This window comes from Curtobacterium sp. SL109, from assembly GCF_026672405.1.
In the GTDB taxonomy this organism is placed as follows: Bacteria; Actinomycetota; Actinomycetes; order Actinomycetales; family Microbacteriaceae; genus Curtobacterium.
On record NZ_JAPPRB010000002.1, the window covers coordinates 3,572,869 to 3,584,830 of the forward strand.

Annotated in this window: 7 protein-coding genes; 5 read left to right on the top strand and 2 right to left on the bottom strand. The window is 73.2% G+C overall.

The annotated features are described in order from the left end of the window. Window positions 1-43: 43 nt before the first annotated feature. From OVA28_RS18330 to OVA28_RS18350, 5 genes are all read left to right on the top strand, one after another. Entirely contained in the window at window positions 44-892 is an 849-nt protein-coding gene (locus OVA28_RS18330) for a LysR family transcriptional regulator (RefSeq protein ID WP_268098008.1), read from the top strand. Between the two features lie 87 nt (window positions 893-979). Then, on the top strand, window positions 980-1,792 hold the full coding sequence (locus tag OVA28_RS18335; protein WP_194661604.1) for a fructosamine kinase family protein: 813 nt from the start codon (window positions 980-982) through the stop codon (window positions 1,790-1,792). Between the two features lie 196 nt (window positions 1,793-1,988). After that, on the top strand, window positions 1,989-2,171 hold the full coding sequence (locus tag OVA28_RS18340; RefSeq protein ID WP_071278138.1) for a hypothetical protein: 183 nt from the start codon (window positions 1,989-1,991) through the stop codon (window positions 2,169-2,171). A 292-nt stretch (window positions 2,172-2,463) separates the two neighbouring features. Then, a complete protein-coding gene (locus tag OVA28_RS18345; protein ID WP_268098009.1) occupies window positions 2,464-8,061 on the top strand; it encodes a glutamate synthase-related protein in 5,598 nt (1,865 codons plus the stop codon). Beyond that, complete coding sequence (locus OVA28_RS18350) at window positions 8,058-9,842, top strand: sulfite reductase subunit alpha (RefSeq protein WP_268098010.1); 1,785 nt, start codon at window positions 8,058-8,060, stop codon at window positions 9,840-9,842. The genes OVA28_RS18345 and OVA28_RS18350 overlap by 4 nt, the downstream gene beginning before the upstream one ends. A gap of 249 nt (window positions 9,843-10,091) precedes the next feature. Here the strand turns inward: OVA28_RS18350 and OVA28_RS18355 are convergent, their stop codons facing one another. Both OVA28_RS18355 and OVA28_RS18360 read right to left on the bottom strand, forming a co-directional pair. Beyond that, on the bottom strand, window positions 10,092-10,454 hold the full coding sequence (locus tag OVA28_RS18355) for a DUF7882 family protein (protein WP_194661601.1): 363 nt from the start codon (window positions 10,452-10,454) through the stop codon (window positions 10,092-10,094). A 280-nt stretch (window positions 10,455-10,734) separates the two neighbouring features. After that, complete coding sequence (locus OVA28_RS18360) at window positions 10,735-11,952, bottom strand: alpha/beta hydrolase family protein (RefSeq protein ID WP_268098011.1); 1,218 nt, start codon at window positions 11,950-11,952, stop codon at window positions 10,735-10,737. Window positions 11,953-11,962 lie beyond the last annotated feature (10 nt).

The following is an 11,962-nucleotide window of genomic DNA, read 5'->3' on the forward strand; positions in this document are numbered from 1 at the left end:
ATGAGGCAAACGCATCCGTCTCATGCTCCCATGAGGGAGACGCATGAACATCACCATCGCCCAGCTCCGCGCCCTGGTCGGGACCGTCGACTCCGGCTCGTTCACCGCGGCCGCCGCCGCCCTCGGCGTCGGGCAGTCGGCCGTCTCGCACGCCGTCGCAGGCCTGGAGCGCGAGGTGGGCGGTGCCGTCCTCCGCCGCGGCGGTCCCGCCGCACCCACCCCGCTGGGTGAACGCCTGCTCGGTCACGCCCGCAGCGTGCTCGCCTCCGTCGACGCCCTGGAGGCCGTGGTCCGGCCCGGCACAGCGCGCGGCACCGTGCGCCTCGCCGCCGTCCCCACCGTCTGCCAGGGCCTGCTGCCGCGGCTCCGCGAGCTGTGGGCGGTGACCCTGCCGGACGTCGACGTGCAGGTCTACGAGGGGGACGACGACGAGATGCCCGAGTGGCTCGAGGCCGGGACGGTCGACGCCGCCGTGCTCGTCGACCCGTCCGTCGTGCCGGAGGGCGGAGTCGTCGTGGCGACCGACGAGATGGCCGCCGTGGTGCGCCGGGACCACCCCCTCGCCGACGCGACGGCGCTGACGCTCGACGACCTGCACGAGGACGGACTCGTCGCGGGCGGCGGCGGGTGCGAGTACCAGATCCAGCGGATGCACGAGATCGCCGGGCAGCCCTTCCGCTACGCGCACCGGGTGCGGGAGATGAGCACGATGTTCGGGATGATCCAACGGGGCGAGGGCGTCTCGATCGTGCCGACGCTCGGCCGCGTGATGCTGCCGGCGGACCTCGTCATGGTGCCGACCCTCCCCCGGCTCGAGCGGACGCTGGTGTTGAGCGGGCCGTCCTCGCGGGCGTGGCACCCGTTGGCGCGGGCGTTGGTCGACGCGGTCTGACGGGCGGTCGGGTGGGGCACGGTCGCGTCCGGTCCTCGCCGGTCGGCGTCCGGCCGGCGTCCGGGCGTCCCCGGGTTGGATGGGGTGATGCCCGAGACCTACGTCAAGACCTTCACCGACCCGAACGAAGCCGCCGCCGAGGCCGCGGGGCTCGAGTGGCTCGCCGAGGCCGAGGACGCAGGCGGCACCCGCATCGCCCGGGTGCTCGGGCGACCACGACCGACGGTGCTCGAGCTCGAGTTCGTCTCCGACACCGCACCGACAGCGGCCCAGGCGGAACGGTTCGGCCGGTCGCTGGCCCACACCCACGCCGCCGGTGCCGCGCACTGGGGAGCGCCGTCACCCGGGTTCCCGGCGAACGGGCCGATGCGGATGGGGCGCTCCCGCACGCCGTTCGTGCCCGCGTCCGAGGCGCCGGAGACCTGGGGCGAGTTCTTCGCGGAGTACCGGATCCGCGACTACGTGTCGCGCATCGTCGACGCCGGCGGGTACGACGGGTCCGAGGCCGCCGTGTTCGAGCGTGTGTGCGCCCGGCTCGAGGACGGTTCGCTCGGCTCCCCGCAGCCGGCGCTCGTCGGGGACGGCCCCGCGCGGCTGCACGGCGACCTCTGGGCGGGGAACGTGCTCTGGCCGCGGGACAGCTCCGAGCCGACGGGCGCCGTGCTCATCGACGCGAACCCGCACGGTGGCCACGCGGAGACCGACCTCGCGCTGCTGGCACTGTTCGGGCTCCCCCGACTCGAGACGGTCGTCGCTGCCTACGACGCCGAGTCCCGGCTGGCGCCCGGGTGGCAGGAGCGCGTCGAGCTGCACCAGCTCGCGCCGCTGCTGCTGCACGTGGTGCTGTTCGGCGGCTCGTACACCGACGCCGCGCTCCGGGCGGCCCGGCGCTACGCCTGAGCTGCCCGGGACCAGCCGTCCGCGCTCGCACCGTGCGGGTTCTCCCGCGCCGTGCGAGGTCCTGCACCCCGTGCGGCCACAGGAGCTCGCACGGGGTGCGCAAGTTCGCACCAAGTGCTCCAGGAGCGTGAGTACCGTGGCGATCCCGAGACACGGACCGTACGTCCGCCGCTCACCATCTGCGAAGGAGCAGCGCATGACCGACAGCAACGCATCCGACACCCACGCGCACGACAGCACGCCGGACCCCGAGGGCACCGAGAAGCCCGGCGGTCTCGGCGAGGACGGCACCATCCCCGACCACCCCGAGGGCGTCGCAGCCGGCTTCACCGAGGACGGCTCGCACTTCAACCAGGAAGAGGACGAGGGCGCCGAGTAGCCCGCTGTCGCTGCACCACCGGAACCGGTCCGAACCGCGCACGTCCGCGGTTCGGACCGGTTCCTGCTGTGCGGCGCCGAACGGCACCAGGCACGCACGACCCGTCCGCGCCGAACGGCACCAGCCACGACGCGCCACCGCCCACCCGACGGTGTTGCGCCCGCGGTATACCAGCCCGTAGCATCGCCTCACCGCACCACCCCCACAGGGCCCGACTGCCACCCACCGGTCTGCCCGCGGCGAGCGCTCCACCGTTGCAGCCTCCGTCGTCCGCTGCTGGCACCCGCTCCACATGGACACGCTCGTGAACCCCTCTCCCTTCGGTCTGTACGACCCTGCCCGCGAATCCTCCGCCTGCGGCGTCGGCTTCATCACCCGTCTCGACGGGACCCCGAGCCACGACGTCATCCGCAAGGGCGACGAGGCGCTCTGTGCGATCCCGCACCGCGGTGGCAAGTCCTCCGAGGGCGTCGGCGACGGCGCGGGCGTGAGCATCGACCTGTCGGTGGAGTTCTTCAGCGCGCTCACCGGCGAGCCGCTCCGCGCCGGCCACTTCGGCGTCGCGAACTGCTTCGTCCCGACCGACCCGACCGAGCGCGCCGCGGCGGAACGCACCGTCGCGGACGCCGTCACCACCGAGGGCTTCGAGCTCCTCCTGGTCCGTGACGTCCCCGTCGACCACACGGTCGCGCGCCCCGAGGCCGAGCAGTACCAGCTCCCCATCGTGCAGTGGGTCTTCCGCGCCCCCGAGGCCTGGTCCCGCGCCGAGGTCGACGCCGCCGCGAACCGGGCGCTGCTCGCCATCGAGGCCGTCTCCTACGGTCAGGCAGCCGAGCAGCACCTGGAGCACGCCGCCCTGTCGCCGCTGTCGCTGAGCGCCCGCACGCAGGTCCTCAAGGGCCGCCTGAACTCCGGCGAGGTCATCGGGTACTTCACGGACCTCCGTGACCCCCGGCACTCGGTCCGCACGCTGTACTTCCACACCCGCTTCTCGACGAACACCGAGCCGCACCCGACGATGGCGCAGCCGTTCCGCCTGATGGCGCACAACGGCGAGCTGAACACCGACCGGAAGAACCGGCTGTCCGACGAGGCGCTGGCGCGTGCCCGCACCCGCAGCATCGTGCGCCCGCCCGGCCAGTCCGACTCGAGCCGCCTCGACCAGACGCTGCAGAGCCGCGTGTTCGACGACGGGCTCGAGATCGTCGAGGCCGTGGTCACCCTCATGCCGCCGGCGTGGGAGAACGACCGCACCCTGACGCCCGACGTCCGCGCGATGCTCGAGTACTTCTCGCTGTACGAGGAGAAGAACGACGGACCCGCCGCGGTGATCTTCAGCGACGGCGACGTCGTGGGCGCCCGGCTCGACCGCCTCGGGCTGCGGCCGCTGCGCACGGTGCAGACGTCCGAGTACCTCATGGTGTCGTCGGAGTCCGGCCAGGTGACGTTCCCCGACGACGAGGTCGTGCACCGCGGCCGGATCGAGGCCGGCGGCATGCTCGTCGTCGACCACCGCACCGGTTCGCTGATGCGCACCGGCGAGGTCCTGTCGATGCTCGCTGCCCGCCGTGACTACGAGACCCTCCTCGACGCGGCCCGGGTGAACCTCGACGACCTGCCCGCGCCGGACTACGACCGCACCACGAACACCCTCGGCTACGACGGCGACCTGTCGCTCCAGGGCCGCTACGTGGCGTACTCGCTGAACCAGGAGAGCTTCCGGTTCATGCTCGACCCGATGCTGCAGAACGGCTCGGAGCGGATCTCGGCGATGGGCTACGGCAACGCCATCAACGCGCTCAGCGACACCGAGGGCGGCATGGCGAAGTACTTCTCGCAGCGCTTCGCCCAGGTCACGAACCCGCCGCTGGACTCGATCCGCGAGGCCGACGGCATGAGCATGCGCGTGACCCTCGGCAGCAAGCCGGACGGCACCGGCAGCGCCACCGACCCGGGCCACGGCACCGGCGCGACGACCCGGCAACTCGTCGTGGAGTCGCCGATCCTCGGTCACCTCGACATGGTCCGCCTGCGCGACCAGGACGTCGTGCCGCTCGAGCGCTTCGACATGCTCTACACCCCCGTCCGCGACGACGAGCAGGCCAACGCCGACGCCATGCGCGCCGCCGTGCTGCAGCTCGCCGAGGACGTCGTCCGCTTCGCCGAGCGCACCGGCGGCATCGCGGTCGTCACGGACCGCGAGGTGTCCTCCACCCGCGCGCCCCTGCCCGTGATCCTGGCGGTCGCGGCCGTGAACCAGCGCCTCATCGAGACCGGTCTTCGGCTCCGGGTCTCCGTGGTAGCGGAGTCCGGGCAGCTGCCGTCGTCGCACCACGTGGCGACGGCCCTCGGCTTCGGTGCCGCGGCGGTCTACAGCCTCTCCGCGCGCCTGCGTGCCGAGGAGAAGTACCCTGCAGCGCCCGCGCCGGCCGGTGAGCTGACCGCGACGGACCTCGCACTGAAGCAGTTCCGGAAGGCCGCGGAGAAGGCCCTCGCGAAGACGATGGGCCGCGTCGGCCTGTGCACCGCCGAGAGCTACATCGGCGGCGAGTTCTTCGAGCCGAACTACCTCGACACCCGTGACGACCTGTTCGCCCGGGTCTTCCCGCACATGCAGGCCCCGGTCGGCGGCGTCGGCTTCACCCGCATCGCGCAGGCGGCGACCGACTGGCACGAGCGCGCCGTCGCCGTGCAGGGCGACGCCCAGGTGCCGCTGCTCGGCCTCTTCAAGGAGCGCTCGGACGGCGCCGGTCACTCGTTCGGCGTGGCGTCCGTCCGCGGCTTCGGCGGCATGACCGAGGAGCGCCCGTCCTTCGAGCGCGCCGGTGACTCCGAGGCCCTCCGCCTGCTGACGCTCGGCCAGCTCGACGACGCCTTCGGCATCACCGACGCGGCGTACCGGAACACCGGCTACGACCGGCTCAGCACGGCCGAGATCGACGCCTTCCGCATCACCCCCGGCTACCGCACGTTCCTGCAGACCACGCACGAGGAGCGCTCCCGCCGCCCCTCCGCGCTCCGCGACGTGCTCGCCCTCCCCGCGGACGTCACCGGCATCGACGACGCCGAGGACTTCGCGCGTGAGCTCGGCCGGTTCTCGCTGACCGGCAACAGCAGCGTCACGGTGCGCGGCCTGCTCGGCTCGCGTCCGTCTGCTGACGACAGCCGGTCGGGAGGCCCGGCCCGGTTCCGCCTGGAGCTCACGTCGACGGCGTCGCTGGGTGCACTGCGCCATCAGGCCCTCGCGGACGGGCTCGGCCTGCTCTTCCCCGGCCAGGTGGACGTCGACTCCGTCGACGCCGACCAGGTGACGCTCCGCGCCACCGGCTCCGCCGTGGACCTGCTCGGGCTGCTCGAGAGCGCCCCGGCCAGCGTCGAGCTCGACGAGGTGCAGCCGGCGCACGAGGTCACCAGGACCCTGGCGTCCGGGGCGATGAGCCACGGCGCCCTCGTCGCGACCGCGCACGAGGCCGTCGCGCACGGCACGAACATGGTCGGCGGGATGTCGAACAGCGGCGAGGGCGGCGAGCACCACACCCGCTACGGCACCATCCGCGGCTCCCGCATCAAGCAGTTCGCCTCCGGCCGGTTCGGCATCTGGGCGGGCTACCTCGCCGACCCGATGCTCGAGGAGCTGGAGATCAAGATCGGCCAGGGCGCGAAGCCCGGCGAGGGCGGCCAGCTGCCCGCCGCGAAGGTCACGGTCGACATCGCCGCCGCACGTGGTGGCACCCCCGGTGTCGAGCTCATCTCGCCGCCGCCGCACCACGACACGTACTCGATCGAGGACCTCGCGCAGCTCATCCACGACTGCAAGGCCGCGCGCGTCCGGGTGATCGTGAAGCTGGTGTCCTCCGAGGGCATCGGCACGATCGCCGTGGGTGTCGCGAAGGCCGGCGCGGACGTCATCAACGTCGCCGGGAACACCGGCGGCACGGGGGCCGCGGCCGTCACGAGCCTGAAGTACGCCGGCCGCTCCGCGGAGATCGGCGTGGCCGAGGTGCACCAGGCCCTCGTCGCGAACGGGCTGCGCCAGAAGGTCGTCCTCCGCTGCTCGGGTGCGCACCAGACCGGCAGCGACGTCGTCACCTCGGCGCTGCTCGGCGGGGACTCGTTCGAGTTCGGCACCACCGCGCTGATGATGCTCGGCTGCGTGATGGCGAAGAACTGCAACGTGAAGTGCCCGGCGGGCCTGACCACGAACGCCGAGGCGTTCGAGGGCGACCCCCGCGCGCTCGCGCAGTACCTGCTGAACATCGCCCACGACGTCCGGCAGATCCTCGCCCGCCTCGGCCTGCGCTCCCTGCGCGAGGCCCGTGGCCGCACCGACCTGCTCCAGCTCCTCGACCACCCGGCCAGCGTCGGGCGGCTCGACGTCCGGGCCCTGCTCACGCAGGTGCCCGAGAAGGTCGTCACCGACCCCGAGTACCTGGAGAAGGACTACGCCACCGACGACGCGCTCATCGAGCGGGTCCGCGAGGCACTGCTCGTCCGGCACGAGCACAGCGTGACGATCGACGGCGTGCTCCTCGGCAACGCGGACAAGTCCGTCGGCGGCCAGCTCGGCATCGACCTGGAGCGCGTCCTCAACCACGAGCTCGGGGCCGACGCCCTGCAGGGTGCCCCCGCGGTGTCGACCGACGACCGCGGACGTCGTCGGCTCGTCGACGGTGCCGTGAAGATCCGCACGAGCGGCTCCGCCGGGCAGTCCTACGGCGTGTTCAACAACGACGGCGTGACGCTCGACCACACCGGCACCGCGAACGACGGCGTCGGCAAGAGCCAGAGCGGCGGGCGCATCGTCGTCCGTGCGCCCGGTGGCGGCAGCTCCGACCGCGGCGGCAACGTCCTGGTCGGCAACTTCGCGCTGTTCGGCGCGACGGGCGGCAGGACCTTCGTGCAGGGCGAGGCGGGCGACCGCTTCGCCGTCCGGAACTCCGGCGCGACCGCCGTGGTCGAGGGCGTCGGCGACTTCGGCTGCGAGTACATGACCGGCGGTGCCGTGTTCAACCTCGGCGGCTTCGGCAAGGGCCTCGGCAACGGCATGTCCGGCGGGTTCCTGTACCAGTACGACCCGACCGGCCGGGTGGCCGAGCGCGCCAGCACCGACTCGCTCCTGGTCTTCCCGGTGCTCGACACCGCGCGCGGCGCCTTCCACGAGGACGCCGCCCGCCTGCTCCTGACGTGGCACCTCGAAGCGACGGGCTCCGAGCTCGCCGCCCGCCTGCTCGCGGACTGGGAGACCACGCGGACGCACGTCTTCGTCGGCATGCCCCGGGCGCTCCTGCTCACCCAGGACGCCGACGCGATCCTGGCCGGTTCGACCCGGAACGAGCTGCTCGACGAGCTCGCCGTCTCGACCGCGACGGACAAGCTCCGCGCGTTCAAGCTCGACTACCGCGACCGCCGCACGGTGCTCGGCGGCAGGGCACCCGCGCTCGGCGACCAGGGCGGCGACATGTTCTCGCTCCTGTCGTCGTACACGGTGCTCGGTGTCGCCCAGGACCTGGCGCTCGAGCGCGTGCCCGGCGCCGTCGGTCCCGCCGACCCCCGGGTGCTCGAGGCCGTGCGGAACCTGGTGCTCACCGAGGACTTCTTCGTCAAGCAGCGCGTCGTGAAGTACCTCCGCGGCACGCTCGAGCGCTTCACGGACGACCAGCTCGCGACCCTCATCGCGGTGAAGCGCCTCGACGACCACAAGCGTGCGCTCACGCAGCGGAACAACCGCAGCATGGACGCACCCGGCACCACGGGCTGGATCATGCACCAGAACGCCAAGAACGACGGACGCCTGCACGAGGCCCGCTTCGACGAGCTCCTCGCCACCGCGGCACTCGAGGACATCGCCCGCCGCGCCCCGCAGGCCCCGGCCGAGGCGGTGACCGCGTGAGCGTCCTGCCCCCGACCGGTCAGCTGATCCCGGTCGACGCCCCGTTCTCGGCCGCGCAGGAGTCCTGGCTCGCCGGGTTCATCGCGGGCATCGCCGCCGCCGGCACCGCCACGGCCCCGAGCACGCCGACGACCACCGTCGACGTGCTGTTCGGCACGCAGACCGGCACGGCGGAGGCCCTCGCCGACCAGCTCGTGGCCGGGGCGACCGCCCGCGGGCTCGGCGGCCGGGCACGAGCACTCGACGACGTCACGCCGGAGCAGCTCGCCGGGATGTCGCACGTGCTCGTCGTCACCTCGACGTACGGCGAGGGCGAGATGCCCGACAACGCCGGCCTGTTCTGGGACGCGGTCCAGGCGAGCACCGTGCCCCGCCTCGAGGGCCTGCAGTACGCCGTCCTCGGGCTCGGCGACACGAGCTATGACGAGTTCTGCCAGGCCGGCAAGCTCCTCGACACCCGGTTCGAGCAGCTCGGCGCCACCCGGGTGCACGACCGCGTCGACTGCGACGTCGACTACGAGGACCCGGCCGCCCTCTGGACCGCCGCCGTCCTCGACCGGATCGCCGCCGAGACCGGGGCGACCGGCGGGACCGGCGCGACCGGGCCGGTGACCACGGGCACGACCGCGGCCGGCGGGGCGGGGTCGACCCGGGCCTCCCGTCCGGGGTCCCAGTGGACCAAGCGCAACCCGTACCCGGCGCGCCTGGTGGAGAACCGTCTGCTCTCCGACCCGCGCAGCGCGAAGGAGATCCGGCACTACGAGTTCGACCTCGGCGACAGCGGCATCACGTACGCCGCCGGCGACGCGCTGGCCGTGGTGCCCGTGAACGACGACACCCTGGTGGACCACCTGCTCGAGCACCTCGGTGCCACGGGCGACGAGACGTTCGACGGCCGATCGGTCCGCGAGCTGCTGCGCACGGACCGCGAGGTCCGGACGCCGTCGAAGGACCTGATCGCCGACCTCGTGCAACGGGCACCCGCCAGCGAGCTCGCGGCGGTGGTCGCGCACGGCGACAAGCAGGAGCTCGACCGCTGGCTCTGGGGGCGCGACGTGCTCGACCTGCTCCGCGACGCCGGTGACTCGGCGCCGGGGCTCGACGAGCTGCTGCCGTTCCTCCGGCCGCTGCAGGCGCGCCAGTACTCGATCTCGTCGAGCCCGCTCGCGCACCCGGACCGGATCCACCTGACCGTGGCGTCCGTGCGGTACGGCGACGACCACCGGAAGCACTCCGGGGTGGCGTCGACACACCTGGCCGACCGGGTCCAGGTCGGCGACGAGGTCGGCGTGTACCTGCAGCCGAACGCGGCGTTCGGCGTGCCGGCGGACGGCGACGCCCCGCTCGTCATGGTCGGGCCGGGCACGGGCATCGCGCCGTTCCGCGGGTTCCTGCACGAGCGTGCCGCGAGCGGTGCGACGGGCCGGAACTGGCTGTTCTTCGGTGACCAGCACCGCGACACGGACTTCGTCTACGCGGACGAGCTGTCCGCGCTGCAGGCCGACGGTGTGCTGACCCGGCTCGACCTGGCGTTCTCGCGCGACCAGGCCGAGAAGGTCTACGTGCAGACGCGGATGCGTGAGCAGTCACGGGAGCTGTACGCCTGGCTCGAGGACGGCGCGACCTTCACGGTGTGCGGCGACGCGTCCCGGATGGCGAAGGACGTCGAGGCTGCGCTGCTCGACGTCATCGCGACGGAGCGCGGTCGTGGGGCCGACGACGCAGTGGACTACCTGGCCGACCTGCGGCGGGCGAAGCGGTACGTGCGCGACGTCTACTGAGCACCGCGGCGACGGCGGGCTGTCGAGATCGTGAGGCGGTCGCCGCCCCCGGGTTCGGAACCCGAATCCTCTGCCGGGGACGGCGACCTCATCACTCGATACGCGCGGGAACCCCCTGATCCAGGTCTCCCGAGGCCCACGCGGCGCCCTGAGCCGGCGCAGGTCCGCGCATCGGGCGATGGGGCCACCGTACGCGATGGTCCTGATGGCGCGGAACCCGTTGACGAAGAAACTTCATGATGGTAGGCGCTAGGACTCGTCGGAGCCCGGCGCCACGGCGCGCGACCACGGTGAGTCGTCACCCACGCTGGTGTCGACCGGCTCCGGCGTGAGCACGAGTCCGGACCCGGACGACGCCGACGCGTAGAGCTGTTCGAGCCACGACCGGTTGATCGACGGCGTGCGACCGCCCGCGAAGCTGAAGTGCAGGCTGACGTTCGGGTGCAGCCAGATGCTGCTGCGGCCGTCCCCGTGGGTGACGTCGTCCTTCCACGAGAACACGAAGCGGTGGTCGCGCCGGAGCAGGTTGACGATGACGATCTGCAGGTGCGTCAGGGCCCGGTCGTCGATGTGCAGGTCGAGTGTCTCGCCGGCGTAGATGAGCTGTCCCATGCGTCTGTCTACTCCCCCGGACGTGCGTCGGCGTCCGGGTGGCGTGCGCGGCGTCGGGGCGCGGCGTGCACCCGGTCTGTGCGGCGTCGGGGACGTCGTCGGTACGGGACCGCCGGGTCTGGGGCGCCGGGTCAGGGGCGCCGGGTCTGCGCCGCCGACCGCGGGATCCGAGATTGCGCGGTGAACGATCCGGTTCACGATCCCCGGGCATCGCCGACCGGATCCGTCACCGCGCGATCCGGAGACCGCCTGTCGGGGCCGGGCCGCCGGAGCGCACGCATCAGTCGAGCGCGGCGCCCCACCCGGTGACCTGCGCGTCGAACCAGGCCGCGTCACGGTTCCGCTCCCAGCCGTGTCCGGTCGGCTCGCTGACCGCGAGCGTGACGGTCCCGGGGTGCTGCGCCGCGAACTGCTCGCTGAGCCGGAACGGCACGGTCGGGTCCCCCGGCGAGTGCACGACGAGCGTCGGCGGCAGGTGGTCGAGCGGCGGGGCGGTCGGGTCCCGCACCCATGACAGTGCCCGGACGTCGACCGGTGCCCGGAGCCCGACCAGCCGGCAGAGCCCGGGCGCCGCCATGGTCCCGAGCGCCAGGCGGACGACGGGGCCGGGCAGCCCGGAGCGTGCAGCGGCCGTCTGCACCGTCGTCGCCCAGTCGAGCGCCGGTGCGACCAGGACGATCCCGGCGATGCGTGCCCGGTGCGCCGAGTGCACGAGGAGCTCGCGGGTGATCGTCGCGCCCATCGACCATCCGACCAGGACGAGGCGTTCGGCACCGTGGGCGACGGCGTGGTCGAGGGCGGCCTCGACGTCCGGCCACTCCCGCGCGCCGAGGTGCGAGGCCGGGGTGTCCGACGGGGCTTCGCCGTCGCCGCGGAACGACGGCACGAGCGAGGTCCAGCCGAGGGCGGTCACCGCGGGGACGGTGCGGAGCGCGGTGACCCGGGTGGTGCGGATGCCGTGCACGTGGACCGCCCAGGTGCGGGAGGCGGCGGGGGTGCCAGGTGAGACGGAGACGGCCGCACCGGCCGCACCGGCGGCTGGGGGCGAGATCTGCCACGCGGGCGCGGGGCCCAACGCCGTCGGGATGTCGACCTCGTTCCACGGGGTGCCGAGCACCGAGGGGTCACGCAGCATGTGACCCGTCCAGCGGACCTCGGTGGGACGGTCCCCGACGGAGTCGAGCACGGCGCGGCGGACGGTCCCGCGCACCTCGTCGACCTCGAGCACCGACCCGACGACCGTGTGCCCGGCTACGGTGCGCCCGGCCACGCTGTGCTCGGCGCCGGCACCCCCGCCGTGCCACAGCCCGAACGTCCCCACGCTCCTGGTCTCGTCCGACAACGGCAGCGTGATCGACCCGGTGTCCACGGCGAGCACCGGCGTCCAGTGCTCCCGTCCGGACAGCACGACCCGCCCCACGACGAGCCGGACGACGACGAGCAGGCCCAACAGCACGAGCAGCACGAGCACCAGCCCGAGCACGCCGAGTACCGTCACCGCTGCACCC